Origin of the sequence: Bowdeniella nasicola (assembly GCF_001907295.1) — a bacterium.
In the GTDB taxonomy this organism is placed as follows: Bacteria; Actinomycetota; Actinomycetes; order Actinomycetales; family Actinomycetaceae; genus Bowdeniella; species Bowdeniella nasicola.
Map to the genome: position 1 here is coordinate 1 of NZ_MQVR01000058.1, position 17,717 is coordinate 17,717.

At 65.5% G+C, this 17,717-nt stretch carries 17 protein-coding genes and 1 rRNA gene; 5 read left to right on the forward strand and 13 right to left on the reverse strand.

Features of this window, described 5'->3' with window-relative positions; genetic code table 11:
- Both BSZ39_RS09205 and tyrS read right to left on the reverse strand, forming a co-directional pair.
- Window positions 1-92 (reverse strand): 16S ribosomal RNA (locus BSZ39_RS09205); the annotation flags it as partial.
- A gap of 520 nt (window positions 93-612) precedes the next feature.
- Entirely contained in the window at window positions 613-1,878 is a 1,266-nt protein-coding gene (gene tyrS, locus BSZ39_RS09210; protein WP_073717046.1) for a tyrosine--tRNA ligase, read from the reverse strand.
- Between the two features lie 105 nt (window positions 1,879-1,983).
- On the opposite strand from tyrS, the gene BSZ39_RS14280 reads away from it, so the two are divergent.
- From BSZ39_RS14280 to BSZ39_RS09225, 4 genes are read left to right on the forward strand one after another with little or no spacing between them, the layout of a single operon-like run.
- On the forward strand, window positions 1,984-2,619 hold the full coding sequence (locus tag BSZ39_RS14280) for a cation:proton antiporter domain-containing protein (protein WP_222842921.1): 636 nt from the start codon (window positions 1,984-1,986) through the stop codon (window positions 2,617-2,619).
- A gap of 8 nt (window positions 2,620-2,627) precedes the next feature.
- Window positions 2,628-3,461 carry an NAD-binding protein gene (locus BSZ39_RS14285; RefSeq protein WP_222842922.1) on the forward strand — a complete coding sequence of 278 codons (834 nt, stop codon included), beginning with the start codon at window positions 2,628-2,630 and terminating at the stop codon, window positions 3,459-3,461.
- Window positions 3,462-3,510: 49 nt separating this feature from the next.
- On the forward strand, window positions 3,511-3,990 hold the full coding sequence (locus BSZ39_RS09220; RefSeq protein WP_143180469.1) for a toxin-antitoxin system HicB family antitoxin: 480 nt from the start codon (window positions 3,511-3,513) through the stop codon (window positions 3,988-3,990).
- Between the two features lie 14 nt (window positions 3,991-4,004).
- A complete protein-coding gene (locus tag BSZ39_RS09225) occupies window positions 4,005-4,811 on the forward strand; it encodes a DUF4097 family beta strand repeat-containing protein (protein ID WP_073717048.1) in 807 nt (268 codons plus the stop codon).
- 62 nt (window positions 4,812-4,873) lie between these two features.
- On the opposite strand, the gene argH is transcribed toward BSZ39_RS09225, so the two are convergent.
- From argH to BSZ39_RS09270, 9 genes are all read right to left on the reverse strand, one after another.
- Entirely contained in the window at window positions 4,874-6,259 is a 1,386-nt protein-coding gene (argH, locus tag BSZ39_RS09230; RefSeq protein WP_073717049.1) for an argininosuccinate lyase, read from the reverse strand.
- A gap of 8 nt (window positions 6,260-6,267) precedes the next feature.
- Complete coding sequence (locus BSZ39_RS09235; RefSeq protein WP_083603159.1) at window positions 6,268-6,768, reverse strand: arginine repressor; 501 nt, start codon at window positions 6,766-6,768, stop codon at window positions 6,268-6,270.
- A 7-nt stretch (window positions 6,769-6,775) separates the two neighbouring features.
- The gene (locus BSZ39_RS09240; RefSeq protein ID WP_073717051.1) at window positions 6,776-8,026 is read right to left on the reverse strand and encodes an argininosuccinate synthase; all 1,251 of its coding nucleotides are present in this window, start codon (window positions 8,024-8,026) and stop codon (window positions 6,776-6,778) included.
- A gap of 51 nt (window positions 8,027-8,077) precedes the next feature.
- Window positions 8,078-9,232: an acetylornithine transaminase gene (locus tag BSZ39_RS09245; RefSeq protein ID WP_073717052.1), complete on the reverse strand. Its 1,155-nt coding sequence runs from the start codon at window positions 9,230-9,232 to the stop codon at window positions 8,078-8,080.
- Window positions 9,229-10,131, reverse strand: a complete 903-nt coding sequence (argB, locus tag BSZ39_RS09250; protein WP_222842923.1) for an acetylglutamate kinase — start codon at window positions 10,129-10,131, stop codon at window positions 9,229-9,231. Before argB ends, BSZ39_RS09245 begins: the two co-directional genes overlap by 4 nt.
- Window positions 10,132-10,139: 8 nt before the next feature.
- Window positions 10,140-11,300, reverse strand: a complete 1,161-nt coding sequence (gene argJ, locus BSZ39_RS09255) for a bifunctional glutamate N-acetyltransferase/amino-acid acetyltransferase ArgJ (protein ID WP_073717054.1) — start codon at window positions 11,298-11,300, stop codon at window positions 10,140-10,142.
- Window positions 11,297-12,346: an N-acetyl-gamma-glutamyl-phosphate reductase gene (gene argC, locus BSZ39_RS09260; RefSeq protein ID WP_073717055.1), complete on the reverse strand. Its 1,050-nt coding sequence runs from the start codon at window positions 12,344-12,346 to the stop codon at window positions 11,297-11,299. The genes argJ and argC overlap by 4 nt, the downstream gene beginning before the upstream one ends.
- A gap of 109 nt (window positions 12,347-12,455) precedes the next feature.
- Window positions 12,456-12,644: a hypothetical protein gene (locus tag BSZ39_RS09265; RefSeq protein ID WP_073717056.1), complete on the reverse strand. Its 189-nt coding sequence runs from the start codon at window positions 12,642-12,644 to the stop codon at window positions 12,456-12,458.
- A 58-nt stretch (window positions 12,645-12,702) separates the two neighbouring features.
- The gene (locus BSZ39_RS09270; RefSeq protein ID WP_073717057.1) at window positions 12,703-13,209 is read right to left on the reverse strand and encodes a flavodoxin domain-containing protein; all 507 of its coding nucleotides are present in this window, start codon (window positions 13,207-13,209) and stop codon (window positions 12,703-12,705) included.
- Between the two features lie 114 nt (window positions 13,210-13,323).
- Between BSZ39_RS09270 and BSZ39_RS09275 the strand changes: the two genes are divergently transcribed.
- Window positions 13,324-13,635: an aldo/keto reductase gene (locus BSZ39_RS09275; protein ID WP_143180470.1), complete on the forward strand. Its 312-nt coding sequence runs from the start codon at window positions 13,324-13,326 to the stop codon at window positions 13,633-13,635.
- 53 nt (window positions 13,636-13,688) lie between these two features.
- Here the strand turns inward: BSZ39_RS09275 and pheT are convergent, their stop codons facing one another.
- Both pheT and pheS read right to left on the reverse strand, forming a co-directional pair.
- Window positions 13,689-16,223, reverse strand: coding sequence for a phenylalanine--tRNA ligase subunit beta (gene pheT, locus BSZ39_RS09280; RefSeq protein WP_073717059.1), 2,535 nt, complete (start codon window positions 16,221-16,223; stop codon window positions 13,689-13,691).
- A gap of 3 nt (window positions 16,224-16,226) precedes the next feature.
- The gene (gene pheS, locus BSZ39_RS09285) at window positions 16,227-17,288 is read right to left on the reverse strand and encodes a phenylalanine--tRNA ligase subunit alpha (protein ID WP_073717060.1); all 1,062 of its coding nucleotides are present in this window, start codon (window positions 17,286-17,288) and stop codon (window positions 16,227-16,229) included.
- Between the last annotated feature and the right edge of the window lie 429 nt (window positions 17,289-17,717).

Here is a 17,717-nt window from a genome sequence, read left to right on the forward strand (position 1 = left end):
AAACCCGCAAGCGGATAAGGATCCCGTTCGACTTGCATGTGTTAAGCACGCCGCCAGCGTTCGTCCTGAGCCAGGATCAAACTCTCCGCAAAAAAACCAATAAACTGGCCTTCACAGAAAAAATCCCAGCCAGCCACCCCAAAACAGGGCAGCCAACCAAACAAAACAACCCACACACCACAAAGGTGCGCGAGCCAAATGGCATCACAAAAACAAAATAATGACACACTGTTGAGTTATCAAGGAACCACCACACACATCCGCCGCAGACACAACCGTGTCTTCATTGAATGAGGTGGGATTTCGTTTCGGCTTCCTTTTCGGGGCCGGGTATCGAGCTTATCCTGGTCTTGGTGGCCGAGTCAAACTCGATTCTGTGTGATCTGGAGCAACCGTGTCGGCCGCTTTTCGATCTGTCCGGTTCACTTCTCGGATCTCTCCGTTCCGCAATCCGGCTCATTGAGCTTACGACCGCGATCGGCTTCGAGTCAAGCGGAGCGCGCCCCTATTTTTGATGCTCGTTTGCTGCGAGTTTCCGGGCAAAACGAAGCGGCGAGGCGATCGCAGCCAGGAGATGTGGCGCGGATCGCATCGCCGCTTTCGGGTGGGCTGTTAGTCGGCGGCTACGGCTACCGCGAGGTTGCGGCGGCCGCGGCGTACGAGGACTCGCCCGCCCGGCAGCAGATCATCTTGCCCGATGGCGGCGTCTTCGTCTTCGACCTTGGCGTTGTTCAGGTAGGCGCCGCCGGATGCCACGGTCCGGCGGGCCGCGTTGCGCCCCTTTTCCAGTCCGGAGGCAACCAGGACGTCGACGACGGTCGTCTCCCCTACCGTGAGTTCGGCGCACGGTAGCTGCGCGGTGGCATCGGCGAGCGTCTTGGCGTCAACGGCAGCGAGGTCGCCGCCTCCGAAGAGGGCTTCGGAGGCGGCCTCGACTTCCTTAGCGGCCTGCTCACCGTGGACGAGCGTCGTCACCTCGCGGGCGAGCGTGCGCTGGCCGAGGCGGGCCCGCGGGTTGGCTTCGGACTCGGCGATGATCCGTTCGATGTCTTCGCGCGGCAGCAGCGTGAAGATCTTCAGCAGCTTGGGGACCTCAATGTCATCGACGTTGATCCAAAACTGGAAGAAGTCGTACGGCGAGAACATCTCGGAGTCGAGCCAGATGGCCCCGCCCTCAGACTTGCCGAACTTCGTGCCGTCGGCCTTCGTGATGAGTGGGGTCGTTAGGGCATGGACGGTTGCGCCTTCGGACTTTCGCACGAAGTCGACGCCACCGATGATGTTGCCCCACTGGTCATTGCCACCAGCCTGCAGGGTGCAGCCGTAGCGCCGGTAGAGTTCTGCGTAATCGTTGGCCTGCAGGATCTGGTAGCTGAACTCGGTGAATGACAATCCCTCATCGCTGCGCAGGCGTGCGGCGACCGATTCTTTCGCGAGCATCGTGCCCATGCGGAAGTGCTTGCCGAGGTCACGCATGAGCGTGATCGCGGACATGTCCTTGGTCCAGTCGTAGTTGTTGACCATCGTCGCGGCGTTCTCTCCCTCAAAGGAGAGGAAGCGCGAGATCTGCACTTTCAGCTTGTCAGCCCAGTCGGCGACGACCTCCGTCGGGTTAAGCGTGCGCTCCCCGCTCATCCGCGGATCTCCGATAAGGCCCGTCGCGCCACCGACGAGTGCCAGCGGCTTGTGGCCAGCGTTTTGCAGGTGCTTCATCAGCATGAGGGCCACGAGGTGGCCGTGATGCAGCGACGCGGCGGACGGATCAAAGCCGGTATAGAAGGTCACGGGTCCTTCCTCGAGGGCTGCGGCTAGCGCATCCAGGTCAGTGTGCTGCGCGACGAACCCGCGCCACTGAAGCTCTTCGAGGAGAGTACTCATGGGTCGAAACCTTCCGTGTAAGACCGTTATCGATTGCGGCTTTAGCCTATCGCGCACGGCACGAAATCCGGCATCGCCGTCCGGAACCGTCGATACAATCCCGACATGACGGCGGTGATGATCTATCTGGGGGCGGTCTTCGCCGGCGGGCTTGCTGCGATCGCGTTGCGCCTGCCGCCTCTTATCGGCTTCCTCGCGGCCGGTTTCATCATCAATGCCAACGGGATCGAGAAGATCAGTGGGCTCGAGGTCGCCGCTGATCTAGGTGTCACGCTCATGCTGTTCGCCATCGGTTTGAAGCTCGACCTTAAGGCACTGCTGGGCAAGGAGGTGTGGCTGACCGCGACCGTCCATCTGCTCGGGACCGTGCTCGTGGGGACCGGCTTCATCTGGCTGCTGGCGACCTGGGGTATCGTGAACGTCTCCGGATTCGGCATCATGGGGGTCATCGCGCTGGCGCTGTCATTTTCGTCGACGGTGTTTGCGGTCAAGATCTTGCAGGACCGCGGCGATGAACAGTCCCTCTATGGGCGGATCACAATCGGTGTTCTCATCATGCAGGACATCTTCGCGGTCATCGTCATCTCGATTTCCCACGGCACCGCACCCCACCCGCTCGTTTTCGGCCTGGGCCTGCTCATCCCGCTCCTTGTGATTGTGCTGCGGCGGTTCACCCGCCTCGGCCACTGCTCGCGGGGCATCCCGGCGCCAATCAGCTGTCCGACTCGCTGTTTACCCTAAAGGAGCTCTTGCTCGTCGCGTTCTTCGTCAACATTGGGTTCGCGGGACTGCCGACGACGTACACGCTGATCGGCGGGCTCATGCTGCTTCTGCTGTTGCCGATTCAGGGCGCCGGTTATTGGGTGCTGCTCGCCGCCTCGGGGATGCGCCATCGCACAAGTCTGCTCACCGGTGCGCTCCTCACGAGCTACTCGGAGTTCGCGCTCATTGTCGCCGCCCTCGGGGTCGAGGACGGCTGGCTGGAACAAGAATGGCTGGTCAAGCTCGCCGTGGCGGTGGCTGCTAGCTTCGTTATCGCCGCCATCTTGAACCCGCGCAACACCTCGGCGCTGTCGAGCTTTGCTGCCCGGTTCCCGACCCGGCCGCCAGAAAAGCTCAACATCCACGACCGCCCGATCGAAATCGGGAACGTCACCGCGCTTGTCCTCGGGATGGGACGGGTAGGCTCCGCGGCTTATCAGCAGCTGACGATCGAACACGGCCTGGAGGTTCTTGGGGTCGAGCACGACCCGAAGCGCGTCGCGCTCTTAGAAAAGCTGGGAAACAACATCGTCGAGGGCGATGCCACGGATACGGACTTTTGGGATCGCGTGATTCGCAACGGGCTCATCGAGGTCATCGTGCTCGCAATGCCGGAGCATCACGCGAATATCGATGCGCTGATGGAGATCCGGCAGCGCAAGTTCACCGGTCGCGTCGCCGCTGTCGCGATGTACTACGAAGACGTGCGCGAGCTGCACGATCTCGGGATCGACGTCGTTGTTCACATGTATGCCGGTGCCGGCCGCGACCTGGCCGACCAGTCAATGGAGATCGAAAAACGCGCGCGCGACGACATATGATGCCGCAATGATGTTGCAGTGACACCACTCGTGGTGTCATACTGGCGATATGAGAATGTCAGACCACATTGACGCAGTGCGCTCAGCACTGCTTGCCTCCGTCTCCCTCGGGGACGACCAGACGCGCACCCTGGCCGAAGCCATCGCGCACACCTCGGAGCCTGGCCTGCGCCAGGTGACGCTGTCGCTGTACAACCAGCTGGCTGGCGATCTCTCCTCCCAGCTGCCCGATGCCGAGGTCGTCGTCCAAATGGTCGACGGCGAACCGAAACTCGTGGCCGAGCCCAAGAGCTCGGGGTTCACCCCGTCCGCGCAAGCGGAGATGGACGATGACCCGGTCCGCACGACGGTCCGGCTGCCCACCTACCTGAAGAACGATGTCGAGGCCGCCGCCAAGAGCGCGGGCATCTCGATCAACACGTGGATCGTGGACGCGATCCGCAGCGCTCTGCACCGCTCCAAGCTCGGCACCCCGCCGCAGAACCCGTCGCCATTTTCTAGCGGATCAATGTCCGGCTGGTACTCCTAACGAAAGGCCGCCTCATGTACACCGAACTTTTTTCTGACCAAGCCCACTCATCCCCCGTCACGCTCGTCATCGAGTCCCGCTATGTCGACCTCAAGGTCACGGCCGGCAGCGGCGTGCACGTGTCACTGACCGGACCAGACGAGGTCCACGAGCGCGCCTCGGCTCGCCTCGTCGACGGCTCGCTGCATATCGATGTTCCGGTCCTTGCGGACTCGTGGAAGAACTCCTGGCGCGGGGTGCCGCGCGACTTCAAGTCGACCATCGAGGTCTCGCTGCCCGCGGGCTCGTCCGTCGACGCGAAGCTCGATGTCGGCAGCGTGAAAACGACCGGCCCCCTCACCAGCGTCGACGTTAAGACGAACGCCGGCTCCGTGACGGTCGAGCAGGCCGAGCGCGTCTTCTTCAAGGGCGACGCCGCAAGCCTCAAGGTCGGGCGAGTCTCCTCGCTGGACGCCAAGTGCGATGCCGGCCAAATCAAGGCCGACCACGTCGCCGACGGCGTCGTCACGACCTCCGCCGGCCGCATCAGCATCGGCGAAGTCATCAACTCGCTCACCGCCAAGGCTGACGCCGGAGCAATCCGCGTGAAGTACGCCGGCCCCTGCGATATCGACGCGAAATCCTCGCTCGGCTCGATTCGCATCGCGGTCGCCAAGGGCATCCCGGTCTACGCCGACTGCCACGCCATCGCAGGATCCGTCCGCACCGACTTGAAGGAATCCGCCGAGCCCACGCCCGGCGCTCCGGTCGCACGGATCAAGGCCCGCACCGACCTCGGGTCGATCAAGCTCGAGCGCGCCGACGCGCGCCTCGACCACTAGTCGCAACACGAAAACGCCGCCCTCTCCCAGCAAGGAGGGGGCGGCGTTTTGAGCAATGAACGTTAGTGAAGCCGTTTCTTCAGCTCGGTCAGCTGCTCGGCTACGCGCTTCGGGGCGGTGCCGCCGTAGCCCGAGCGCGAGGCGACGCTCCCTTCGGCCGAGAGCACGTCGCGCACGGACGGATCCAGATGCTCGGAGATGCTCGCGAGCTCGTCGTCGCTCAACTTCCACAGCTCCTTGTCCTGCGCCTCGCACAACTTCACGCACTCCCCCGCGACGTCATGAGCGACACGGAACGGCACTGCCTTGCATACGAGCCACTCGGCGATGTCGGTCGCGAGCGCGAAGCCGCGCGGGGCGAGCTCGGCCATGCGGTCGGTGTTAAAGGTCAGCGTCACGACCATGCCGGTGAAGGCGGGCAGGAGCGTCGTTAGCTGGTCGACGGCATCGAAGACACCTTCCTTGTCCTCTTGCAGGTCGCGGTTGTACGCGAGCGGCAGCGCCTTCAAGGTAGCGAGCAGTCCAGTGTGGTTGCCGATGAGGCGGCCGGCCTTGCCGCGGGCGAGTTCGGCGATGTCGGGGTTTTTCTTCTGCGGCATGATCGACGAGCCGGTGGAGTAGGCATCGTGCAGCGTAATGAATGAGAACTCCTTCGTGTTCCAGATGATGATCTCTTCGGCGAGGCGGGACAGGTTGATGCCGATCATCGCGCAGATGAAGGAGAACTCGGCGACGACGTCGCGGGCGGCGGTGGCGTCGATCGAGTTGGGTTCGGAGTCAGTGAAGCCAAGGTCGGCGGCGACCTGGCGGGGGTCGAGGCCGAGGCTGGAACCCGCGAGCGCGCCAGCGCCATACGGACAGAGCTTCGCGCGCTCTTCCCACTGCGACAGGCGCTCCAGGTCGCGCACGAGCGGCCAGGCGTGGGCAAGGAGCTGGTGCGCGAGGAGGACGGGCTGGGCGTGTTGCAGGTGGGTGCACCCGGGCATGATGGCCTCGCCTGCGCCCTCGGCCTGGTCGATGAGCGCCCCGATCAGACCGGTGACCTGCTCGCGCAAGAGCTCGGACTGCTGGCGCAGGTAGAGCCGGATGAGGGTCGCGATCTGGTCGTTGCGGGATCGGCCGGCGCGCAGCTTGCCGCCGAGCTCGGGGCCGATGCGTTCGATGAGGAGGCGTTCGAGGGCCGTGTGGACGTCCTCGTCGCTCGCCTGAGGCACCGCCTCACCGGAGTCGACGTCGGCGGCGAGCTGATCGAGCCCGGCGATCATCGCCTCGTATTCTGCTTCGCTGAGGTGCCCGGCGGTGTGCAGGGCGCGGGCGTGGGCTTTGGAGCCGGCGATATCGACGGCGGCGAGGCGCCAGTCGAAGTGGGTGGAGTCCGACAGGGCGACGAGTTCGGGGGCGGGGCCGCCGGTAAACCGACCGCCCCATAGGCTGGTGTTTTGTGACATGGGGGTCCTTATTCGTCGAGCGGGGGCAGGCCGGCGAGGATGCGGGCGCAGATGTCGGCTGCCATGTCCGAGGAGCGCATGACGGTCAGCGTCGTGTCATCCCCCGCGACAGTGCCGAGAGCTTTCGCGCCGAGCGCGGCGTCGAGCGCGGATCCGAGGTATTGGGCGGCGCCGGGCGGGGTGTGCAGCACGAGGAGGTTCGCGCTGTGGTCGGCGGCGACGACGAGTTCGGCGGCCAGGCGCGCGAGCCGCACGACGGCCGTGGAGGTCTCGGGCGGGACGGGGATGTCGGTCGGCACGTCGTAGGTGAACGTGCCGTCGGGCCGGCGCAGCTTTTGGGCGCCGAGTTCGACGAGGTCGCGTGAGAGCGTCGCCTGGGTGGCGGAGATCCCGTGGCGGGCTAGGTGTTCGGCGAGCTCGGCCTGGCTTTTGACCGGGTGTTCGCGCAGGATGCGCACGACCGCGGCCTGGCGGGCGACTTTCGTCGCGGGAACGGATGGGACGGACATGCTGCTCCTATCGGTCGTAGGCAGTGTCGCGCCGGGCGGCGAGCTTTGTCGAGAGGCCAACGATCTCGATGAAGCCGCGCGAGGCGGACTGGTCGAAGCTATCGCCCTCGTCGTAGGTCGCGAGGTTGAAGTCGTAGAGCGAGGTGTGCGAGCGGCGCCCGGTCACGGTGACGCGGCCGCCGTGCAGGGTGAGCCGGATGTCGCCGGAGACGTAGAACTGCGTGTCGGCGATGAAGGCATCGAGGCTCGTCTTGAGCGGCGAGAACCACTGGCCGTCGTAGACGAGGTCCGTCCAGCGGTTTTCGATGGTCGGCTTGAAGCGGGCCTGTTCGCGCTCCAGGGTGAACCGCTCGAGCTCGCGGTGTGCGGTGAGGAGCGCGATCGCGCCGGGCGCCTCGTAGACCTCGCGGGATTTGATGCCGACGAGGCGGTCTTCGATGATGTCGATCCGGCCGATGCCCTGAGCGCCCGCGCGCCGGTTCATGATCTGGATGGCCTGCAGCGGGCTGACGGCCTCGCCGTCGATCGCGACGGGCGTGCCGCGTTCGAAGGTGATCGTCACTTCGTCGGCGACTGGCGGGAAGGACGGGTCGTCGGTATAGGCGTAGATGTCCTTGGTGGGCTCGTTCCACGGGTCCTCAAGGAAGCCCGTCTCGATGGCACGCCCCCACACGTTTTGGTCGATGGAGAACGGGTTGTTCTTCGTCGTCTCGATGGGGAGCTTGTGCTCTTCGGCGTATTCGATCGCGCGCTCGCGCGTGAGGGCGAGGTCGCGCACCGGGGACAGGCACGTGAGTTCGGGGGCGATGGAGGTGATGCCGACTTCGAAGCGCACCTGGTCGTTGCCCTTGCCCGTGCAGCCGTGGGCGACGGTACTGGCGCCGAATTCGCGGGCGGCTGCGACAAGGTGGCGGACGATGACGGGCCGGGACAGGGCCGAGACGAGCGGGTAGGCGCCCTGGTACATCGCGTTCGCGTGCAGGGCGGGCATGCAGTAGTCCTCGGCGAATTCATCGCGCGCGTCGGCGATATAGGCGGCCGAGGCACCGCAGGCGAGGGCACGCTGGCGGATGACCTCGAGGTCTTCGCCGCCCTGGCCGACGTCGACGGCGACGCAGACGACGTCACGCCCGGTGGCTTTCTTGATCCAGCCGATGGCGACGGAGGTGTCCAGGCCCCCGGAGTAGGCGAGGATGATCGGTTTATCGTCGTGGGTCGAATCGGAAATAGCGGACAGGGCTGGGGTCGGAATAGTCATGGGGATACCTTTGCGAAACAGAGTGCTGGATGGGAGGGGCGAGGACGCGGTTTATCGTCGTCGTCGCTCCAGCAGTTCGCGCAGGGCGGCGGTGAAGGCGGCGCGCTGCTCATCGGTGATGAGGTAGGAGGGAGCGAGCCGCAGGGTCTCGGGGTTGGGCGCGTTCGTGATGAAGCCTTCCGCGAGCAACTCCTTGTGCAGGGTTGCCGCGTCCGCCACGGCGACGCCGAGCAGCAGGCCCGAGCCGCGGACCTCTGCCACACCGTCGAGTTCGGCGAGCTCCCTCGCCCACGCGGCGCCGACCTCGGCGTTGTTGGCGATCAGGCCCTCCTCTTCGATGACATCGAGGACCGCGAGCGCCGCCGCGCAGGCGACGGGGTTGCCGCCGAAGGTCGTGCCGTGGTCTCCCCCGGCGAAGACGTCACCGGTGGCTCCGACGGCGAGCATGGCCCCGATCGGGAAACCGCCGCCGAGCGATTTTGCGAGCGTCACGATGTCGGGCGTGATGCCCGCGGAGGTGTGGGCGAAGAAGGAGCCGGTACGGCCCATGCCGGACTGGATCTCGTCGACGATGAGCAGGGCGCCTGCCCCCTGCGTGATCTCGCGCGCGGCCCGCAGGTAGGAATCGCTCAGCGCGACGACGCCGCGCTCGCCCTGGATCGGCTCGAGGATCACCGCCGCGGTCTGCTCGGTGACGGCTGCGCGCAACGCGTCGACGTCTTCCGGTTCGACGAAGACCACGGGCTCGATGAGCGGCGCGAACGGGGTGCGATACGCCTCCTTGTGGGTGACCGACAGCGTTCCCATGGTGCGGCCGTGGAAGCAACCGGACAGCGCGACGAAGCCGCCGCCGGGGCGGTGCTTGCGCGCGAGCTTGAGGGCGGCCTCGTTGGCTTCCGTCCCGGAGTTCGCGAAGAAGGCCTTCGCGCCCGGCAGGTAGCTCGCGAGTTTTTCGGCGAGCGCTAGCTGCGGCGGGGTCGTGAAGAAGTTGGAGACGTGGCCGAGCGTGCGCAGCTGGGTCGTCACGGCGTCGACGAGCGCGGGGTGGTTGTGGCCGAGGCAGGTGACGGCAATCCCACCGAGCAGGTCGAGGTAGTCGTTGCCCTCATCGTCGGTGACGATCGAGCCCTCGCCGCGCACGAGGTTCAGCAGCGGGGTTCCGAAGACCTGCTGAAAGTCGGTCGCGTAATGCTCCTGCCAGGTCATGGGGCCTCCTTTGCGGGAGCGTCGATGCGGGTGCCCACGCCGACGTCGGTGAAGATCTCCAGCAGCAGCGAGTGCGCCTTGCGACCGTCGACGATGTGGGCTTCGCGCACGCCGGATTCGATAGCGAACAGGCAGGCCTCGAGCTTCGGGATCATGCCCGCGCTCATCGTCGGCAGGAGCTCGTTCAGTTCATCCAGGCTCATGTGCGGGATGATGGAGTCCTTGTCCTGGAAGTTGCGGTAGACGCCCTCGACATCGGTGAGGACGACGAGTTTGCGGGCATTGAGGGCGCCCGCGATCGCGGCGGCCGCGGTATCGGCGTTGACGTTGAGGAGCTGGTTGCCTTCGGTCGGCGCGACCGAGGAGATGACGGGGATGCGGCCGGCGTCGATGACGTCCTGGACGGCGCTCGGCTCGACGTGGACGACGTCGCCCACGAGGCCGATATCGACGTTCGTGCCATCGATGACGGGCTGGTGCACGCGAGCGGTGAGGAAGGTCGCGTCCTCGCCGGACAGGCCCACGGCGTAGGGGCGGTCCTTGTTGATGAGGGAGACGATCTCGCGCTGGACGACGCCGGTGAGGACCATGCGCACGACTTCCATGACCTCCGGGGTCGTGACGCGCAAGCCTTTTTTGAATTCGGAGTCGATGCCGAGCCGGTTGAGCATTGCGTTGATCTGGGGGCCGCCGCCGTGCACGACGACGGGTTTGAGGCCGACCTGGCGCAAGAAGGTCACGTCTTTGGCGAATGCGGCCTTGAGGGTCTCATCGCTCATCGCGTGGCCGCCGTATTTCACGACGACGATCTCGCCTTCGAACTCCTGCAGCCAGGGCAGGGCCTCGAGGAGGACTTCGGACTTGTCGACCGCTGTGAGGTCATCGATTCGGCTACGCATGATCATTCCTAAGTGCTGTACGCGCTATTTTCTTCGACGTAGTCGTGGGTCAGGTCATTTGTCCACACCGTGACACACGCCTCGCCTGCGGCGAGGTCGATGTCGACCGTGACGTCGTGCGCGGACAAGTCCACCGAGGAGGCACCGTCTTGCGGGGCGCCGCCGGCGAAGATCGGCGTGCCGTTCATCGCGACCGAGACCGCCTCCCGGTCGTAGGGACACTCGTCTTCGGGCAGGGTCCCGAGGGCCGACAGAATCCGCCCCCAGTTCGGGTCGCCGCCGAAGATCGCGGCCTTGAACAGGTTCGAGCTCGTCACCGTCCGTGCCGCCGCCTCAGCTGCAGCTTCGCTCGCCGCTCCCGAGACGGTCACGGCGATCGTGTGGGAGGCGCCTTCGGCATCGGCGAGCATCTGCTTCGTCAGCGACGTGCACACTTCGGTGACGGCCGCGGTGAGGTCGGCCTCGGAGGCGCTCACGCCGGAGGCACCGTTCGCGAGCAGGATGACGGTGTCGTTGGTGGACTGGCAGCCATCGGAGTCCATCCGGTTAAAGGAGACCGCCACGCCCGCCTGCAGCGCGCGCTGCGCGACCTCGACGGAGACGGCCGCGTCCGTGGTGATAACGGCGAGCATCGTCGCCATCGCGGGATTGAGCATTCCCGCGCCCTTCGACATCCCGCCGACGGTGAAGCCGGCAGTCGACACCTGGGCGGTCTTCGGCACGGTATCGGTCGTCATGATCGCGACCGCCGCGTCCTCACCCCCAGAGTCCGACAGCGCATAGGCGGCTTGCGCGATCCCGGCGGTGACGATGTCCATCAGGAGGAACGCGCCGATGAGACCGGTCGAGCACACCATGACCTCACCCGGCTCGCAGCCGACCTGGGCGGCGGTCTGCTCCGCCATGGCGTAAGCATCGTCCATGCCGCGCTCACCGGTACACGCGTTCGCTCCCCCGGAGTTCAGCACGACGGCCTTCGCGCGGCCGCCCTCCGCGACCTCACGCGTCAGGTAGACGGGCGCCGCGCAAAACCGGTTCGGGGTCGTCACGGCGGCCGCAACGAATTCGGGCCCGGTGTTCACGACAAGCGCGAGGTCCGGCTTTCCGGAGTCCTTGATGCCCGCGGTAATTCCGGAGGCGGTAAAGCCGGCCGGTGCTGTCACGCTCATGGGGTGCCATCCGTGGGCAGGCCCATGGTCTCGGGTAGACCGAGCGCGAGGTTCATCGACTGGATGAGTCCGCCCGCGGTGCCCTTGGCCAGGTTGTCGATGGCGCACTGGGCGATGAGCTGGCCGGAATGCTCGTCCTTGGTCACCTGGACGGTCGCGATATTCGCGCCTTGTACCGCCTGGGTCGTCGGCCAGACGCCCTCGGGCAGCAGGTGAATGAACGGCTCGTCGGCGTAGACAGCCTCCCACACCTCGCGCAGCTCGGCGGCCGAGGCGGTGGTCGGCACCGTGACCGAGGCGAGGATGCCGCGGTTCATGGGAACGAGGATCGGCGTGAAGACGACGACGGGGTTCGCTACCCCTGCGCGGCGGAGGTTTTGTTCGATCTCCGGGATGTGCCGGTGCGTGCCACCGACAGCGTAGGGCGCGGCGTTGGACTGGGCGGCGAGTGCCATGAGGTGGGGCTTGAGCGCCTTGCCCGCGCCCGAATACCCCACGGCGAGAGTCGCGACGAGCTGAGAGAAGTCGACCTTGTCCCCCAGCAGCGCCCCGGGCTGAGTCGCGAGCGTCACCGCGGTGACGTTGCAGCCGGGCACCGCGACGCGCGAGGCGCCCGCGAGGATCTCGCGCTGCGCTGCGGCGCGCTCTTCGCCGGCATGCAGGAGTTCGGGCAGGCCGTAGGGCCACGTGCCGGAATGCTCCGAGCCGTAGTAGGCCTGCCAATCCTGAGCGCTCTCGAGACGGTGGTCTGCGCCCGCATCGAAGACGCGGACCGTATCGGGCAGCTGGGCCGCGATCTCACCGGACGCCCCGTGTGGCAGCGCGAGGATCGCGACATCGACGTCCGCGAGGGCGGCGACGTCGGTTTTTTCGATCGCGCGATCGGCGAGCACACGCAGATGGGGATGGTGTTCGCCGAGCAGGCTGCCCGCGGACGAGTTCGCCATGAGGTGCGTGATCGTCACGCCATCATGGGCGGAGAGGAGCCGGAGGGCTTCGCCACCGGCTGCGCCGGAAGCGCCGACGACCGCAACTGTCAGCGTCATAGTGCATAACAATACGAGGCTATGAAAACATTTCCAGTTTGCTGTATCGCCCAGTGGGACAGATTCAGCCCCAGTCGCCCGCTCCGTCGAAGGTCCTCAGGTAGCTGTCCTAGGACGGATCGAGGGTGAAGATCTCCGGGCTCAGGTGCACGACGGACCCGTCAGTCAACTCGAGCCGGTAGTAGGAGTAGCGGTCCTGGCGCTGAACCGTGATGAGTTCGATGCGCATCCACCACAGGTAGAACAGCCCTACCCAAAACCCGGCGGCGGTCGCGGTGGTGCTGACAGCGGCGAGCACAACGGTGAGGCGTGACCTCAGTGACGCGCGCTGCCGCCCGTGAACGTAGGGTACGAGCCTACTGCTGCAGCTCTTCCTGCTCGGTCAGCTGGCTCGCGATTTCGCTCGCCCATTCCTTGATCTTGTCCCACTCCCGGTAGTCCCCTTCGGGCGCGTTACCGAGGCGGGCGACCGTGCGCTCACGCAGTGACAGGGCACCAAGATCGAGGCGCCCCTTGAACACCTCGTGATCGATCGGGTTGATCGACAGCAGGACCGGTCCCACGCGGCGCGGGTCCTGGACGTTTCCCTTGGGCACGCCGGCAAGACCGCACGAGAACGTCCACAGCGGGATCTCGCGCAGTTCGGTACGGAAACGCTGCACGAAATTGCGGGCGGATTCCATCCACTGGGTCATGTACACGGCCGAACCGAGGACAACGGCGTCGATGCCTTCGAGATCTCGCACGTCGGCAGGCTCGACACGTCGCGACTCATGGCCCGCCGTCCGTAGCTCTTCGACAATGGCGTCGCCGATCTCTGCGGTGGCGCCGTGCTGCGATGCGATGACAACGAGTACCTTCATGACTCCAGTGTCCCTTGCTGTTGAAATACGTTTCGGTGACCTACGTCCTTAGCTTAGTTCAGCGGGCCCACCCTGCGCAGTGTGGCGGCCACCCCGTAGGGGGAGCTCGACCTCTTGCCACAGATGCGCACCCTCGGCATACCCGCGATGGCGTATTCGCCGATCGAGCAGGGCCGGCTGTTTGATGGCGAGGGTGGGCGCAGGCTTGCCGAGATTGCCCGCAAGGTCGGCTACTCCCCCGCCGCGCTCGCGCTCGCGTGGGTGATGCGCGACGGCAACACCGTCGCGATTCCGAAGGCGGGAACGGTTGAGCACATGAAGGACAACCTCGCGGCGTTGGACGTCGAATTGACCGAGGACCTCCTCGCCGAGCTCAACGCCGCATTCCCCGCGCCCGCAGAGCCAGTCCCCCTCGAGACGCTCTAACTGGAAGAGCCTCCCCAGCTGAACTAACGCTGGGGAGGCTCTTTCGTGAGTGGTTACGCGCGGAGCTCGGCTCCAATGCGCGCCTTGGCGGACTTGATCACGCGGTTACGCACCGCGTTGATGTCTTCCGCGCTGAGCGTCCGGTCCTGCGCGCGGATGCGCAAGGCGACCGCGATCGAGTAGTGACCCTCGGGGATACCGGCACCGCGGTAGATGTCGAAGGTACGCACCTGTTCGGCCAGTTCCTTTGCTGCCTGGCGCACGACCTGCTCAACCTCGACGGCGGTTACGGAGTCCTTCACGACGAATGCGAAGTCTTCCTTGGCCGGCGGATAGGTCGAGACGTGCGCGACCTGGTGTGCGCCTTCCGGAACCGCAGCGAGCAGCGCATCGACATCGAGTTCGAACGCGCACGTGCGAGCCGGCAGGCCCAGTTCGGAGCACACCTCCGGGTGGAGTTCTCCGGCGTGCCCGATGACCTCGCCGCCGGCGCGCAGCTCGGCGCAGCGGCCCGGGTGGTACGGCTGGTAGGTCGCCTTGACGATCTCGAGCTCGACGCCGACGGTCGAACCGATGATGGTCGCGAACTCGATCGAATCCGCCCAGTCGTAGGAGCGCTCCGCTCCCAGGGCCGCGCCCTCGGAGACGGGCCCAGACAGCACGCCAGCGACATGCCAGGGCTGATGCGGCACTACGGCAGCGATCGCATTCAGGTCGGCGTCGCTGGGACGCTCCCCGACTGCGGGCAGCGGGGTCTCCCCCTTGTCTTTGGGGATCACGACGGCGCCGAGCTCCATAATGGCAACCCGCTCGAGCCCGCGCGAAACATTGCGAACTGCCGCTTCCAGCAGTGTGGAGAGCAACGTGTTCCTCAGGTACGGGGCATCATCGGCGAGCGGGTTCGCGAGCTTCAGCCGGTTGTTGCGGAGATCGTCTTCGGTCAGGCCGAGGCGATCGGCCCCCGTGAACGGGAAGGTGAGAACCTCCACGAGACCGTGTTCTGCGAGCGCCCGCGCAATAGCGCGGCGGGCTGACTGTTTCCCGGACAGTCCGGAACCGACCGGTGCAGTCGGCACGATGGAGGGGATCTCGTCATAGCCGACGATGCGGGCGACTTCTTCCACGAGGTCCGCGCCGCCGGTGAGGTCGGGCCGCCAGGTGGCAGGCGTGACCTGCCAGTGCTCCCCGCGCTCGACCGTGCAGCCGATGTCTTCCAGGACCTGGGCGATCCTGTCGTCGTTGAGCTCGAGTCCCGCGAGGCCAGCGACCTGGGCCGGATCGAAGCTGATCGGCTTCGGAGCGGTGGTGTTGTTGAGGTCGAAGACCGCACTGTCGGCGGTACCGCCCCCGAACTCGACGAGGAGGTCGACCACCCGCTGCGCCGCGACAGGCGGGAGCGTCGGGTCAACGCCCCGCTCGAAGCGCTTAGCGGCTTCGCTCGGGATCTTGTGGCGGCGTGCGGTACGCGCAACGCTCACCTGGTCGAAGTGTGCGGCCTCGATCAATAGGTCGGTCGTGGTCTCGGAGACCTCGGTGTCGGCTCCGCCCATTACTCCTGCGAGGCCGAGCACGCGCTGGCCTTCGCTGTCCGTGATGAGAAGGTCTTCTGGGTTGAGCTTGCGCGTGATGTCATCGAGGGTCTCGAAGGATTCCCCTGCCTTCGCGCGGCGCACGACGATGGGACCGTTCATCTTGTCCAGGTCGTAGGCGTGCAGCGGCTGGCCCAGATCGAGCATCACGTAGTTCGTGATGTCCACGGCGAGGCTGATCGGGCGCATCCCGGCAGCGATCAGGCGATCCTGCATCCACTTCGGGCTCGGTTTGGTCGGGTCCACGCCGCGCACGATGCGGGTGACGAACCGGTCGCAGCCGACGGCCCCATGAATCGGGGCATCGTCCTGAACACGAACCTCGTAGCCTTCAGCAGTAGTTTCGGGTGCCGTGATCTGCAGGGCCGGGTCGGTGAACGCGGCGCCCGTCGAGTGCGCATACTCGCGGGCGACGCCGCGCATGGAGAAGCAGTAGCCGCGGTCGGGCGTGACGTTGATTTCGAGGAGCTCGCCGCCGAGCCCCAGCAGCTCGAGTGCGGAGGTACCGGGCGCCGGGATGTCATCGAAGCGCTCGTTGAGGACGATGATGCCGTCGTGGTCTTCGCCGAGGCCGAGTTCCTTGTCGGAGCAGATCATGCCATCGGACCAGTGGCCGTAGGTTTTGCGGGCTCCGATCTCGAAGCCGCCGGGCAGCGTGGTGCCGGGCAGGGAGACGACGACGTAGTCCCCTACTCCGAAGTTGTGGGCGCCGCAAATGATGTCGCGGGAGGCGAGTTCGCTCGGCTCCTTGCCGGTGCCGGGAGCGTCGTTGTGCTCGCCAACATCGACGCGGCAGTAGTTGACGGTCTTGCCGTTCTTGTGGGTTTCCTTATCGCAGGTCAGCACCTTGCCGACCACGAGCGGGCCCGAAACTGACGGCGGATGAATCTCCTCCTCTTCAAGACCTACGGCGACGAGTGCGGCAGCGAGTTCTTCGGCACTCGTGCCCGCGGGGACATCGACGTGCTCGCGCAGCCATTCAATCGGTACGTATGGCATGTCTTAGATTCCCCTTGCGTGCGAAGTCGGGCCGAACTGGGTGGAAAAGCGCATATCGCCTTCCACCATGTCGCGCATATCGTCGATCTCGTGGCGCAGCATGACGCCGCGCTCGATCCCCATGCCGAAGGCGAAGCCCGTGTATTCCTCGGGATCGATGCCGCAGGCACGCAGTACGTTGGGGTTGACCATGCCGCAGCCACCCCATTCGATCCATCCGGCGCCGCCCTTCTTCTGTGGGAACCACAGATCGAGCTCCGCGCTCGGTTCGGTGAACGGGAAATAGGACGGGCGCAGCCGGGTGTGCGCTTCTTCGCCGAACATCCACTTCGCAAAGTGATCGAGGGTCCCCTTGAGGTGTGCCATCGTCAGGCCCTTGTCGACCGCGAGCCCCTCCACCTGGTGAAATACCGGCGCGTGCGTCGCGTCGAGCTGATCGGAACGGAACACCTTGCCGGGGCACGCGATGTACAGCGGCGGTTCATTATCGAGCAGCGTGCGCGCCTGCACCGGCGAGGTGTGGGTGCGCATCACGAGGTGGGAGCCGGGCTCATCGATGAAGAACGTGTCCTGCATCTGGCGCGCCGGGTGGTCGGGCCCGAAGTTCAACGCATCGAAGTTGTACCACTCGTGCTCAACCTCGGGGCCTTCGGCGATCTGCCAGCCCATCGAGGCAAAGAAGTCTGAGATGTCGTCCATGAGCAGACCGATCGGGTGACGAGCACCGTGCGCGAGGCGCCGCGCGGGGATCGTCACGTCGACGCTCTCCTCCTGCAGCACGCGCTCAGCTTCCTGCGCCTTCAGTTCACTCTCGCGGTCCGCGATCGCCTTGTTAACGCGACCGCGCGCCTGGCCCATCCGCTTACCGGCAGCAGCGCGGTCCGACGGGTCAAGCGACTTGATCTGGCGGTTCGCGCCGGCGAGCGGTGACGCATCAGCGGCGTGAGCGAGTCGGACGGCTTTCAGGGCCTCGAGAGAATCAGCTCCGTCGATAGCTGCCAGCGCCTCCGTGACCGCAGCCTCGACACCCGCTTCATCCAGCGGGCTCAGAGTCGTATCAGACATGATGACCTTTCATGGGTTCCACCGTGCATTTTAGCCCGCCTCACTGACCTGTTTCGGGACCGTCCACCTATTCGACCGGAAGCGTCATCATCGCTGTTGTCTACCCTTGCCACGTAAGATAGAGTAGGATTCAACATGACCGGTTCCGCTGCCCGCTTTGGCGGGAGCCCAGGGCCGGTCTTTGTTGTCTCGAAAGGCGATCTCGCGAGTGAACAATGCGAAGCAGTTCAAGACCTACCCCGAGCAGGTCAAGCTGCTTCGTGCGCGCGGGATGCAAGTCGACGATGCGGCACGAGCCGAGCAACTGCTCGCTCGACTCAATTGCTCCCGTTTGTCGGCTCTTCCGGTTTCAGAGTGCGTGACGCGGTCTCTGACTGCCGGGTGTTGGTGATGAATGAGGGGCGGGCCTTGGGTGAAGATAGAAGTTCC

Bases quoted from the DNA above. Each gene is read 5' to 3' on its own strand.
- argH (WP_073717049.1), bottom strand. From the start codon at position 6,259: ATGTCACAAAACACCAGCCTATGGGGCGGTCGGTTTACCGGCGGCCCC.
- pheT (WP_073717059.1), bottom strand. From the start codon at position 16,223: ATGCCATACGTACCGATTGAATGGCTGCGCGAGCACGTCGATGTCCCC.
- BSZ39_RS09220 (WP_143180469.1), top strand. From the start codon at position 3,511: ATGAGAATGTCAGACCACATTGACGCAGTGCGCTCAGCACTGCTTGCC.
- argB (WP_222842923.1), bottom strand. From the start codon at position 10,131: ATGCGTAGCCGAATCGATGACCTCACAGCGGTCGACAAGTCCGAAGTC.
- argJ (WP_073717054.1), bottom strand. From the start codon at position 11,300: ATGAGCGTGACAGCACCGGCCGGCTTTACCGCCTCCGGAATTACCGCG.
- pheS (WP_073717060.1), bottom strand. From the start codon at position 17,288: ATGTCTGATACGACTCTGAGCCCGCTGGATGAAGCGGGTGTCGAGGCT.
- BSZ39_RS09270 (WP_073717057.1), bottom strand. From the start codon at position 13,209: ATGAAGGTACTCGTTGTCATCGCATCGCAGCACGGCGCCACCGCAGAG.
- BSZ39_RS09245 (WP_073717052.1), bottom strand. From the start codon at position 9,232: ATGACCTGGCAGGAGCATTACGCGACCGACTTTCAGCAGGTCTTCGGA.
- BSZ39_RS09235 (WP_083603159.1), bottom strand. From the start codon at position 6,768: ATGTCCGTCCCATCCGTTCCCGCGACGAAAGTCGCCCGCCAGGCCGCG.
- tyrS (WP_073717046.1), bottom strand. From the start codon at position 1,878: ATGAGTACTCTCCTCGAAGAGCTTCAGTGGCGCGGGTTCGTCGCGCAG.
- BSZ39_RS09240 (WP_073717051.1), bottom strand. From the start codon at position 8,026: ATGACTATTCCGACCCCAGCCCTGTCCGCTATTTCCGATTCGACCCAC.
- BSZ39_RS09225 (WP_073717048.1), top strand. From the start codon at position 4,005: ATGTACACCGAACTTTTTTCTGACCAAGCCCACTCATCCCCCGTCACG.
- argC (WP_073717055.1), bottom strand. From the start codon at position 12,346: ATGACGCTGACAGTTGCGGTCGTCGGCGCTTCCGGCGCAGCCGGTGGC.
- BSZ39_RS14280 (WP_222842921.1), top strand. From the start codon at position 1,984: ATGACGGCGGTGATGATCTATCTGGGGGCGGTCTTCGCCGGCGGGCTT.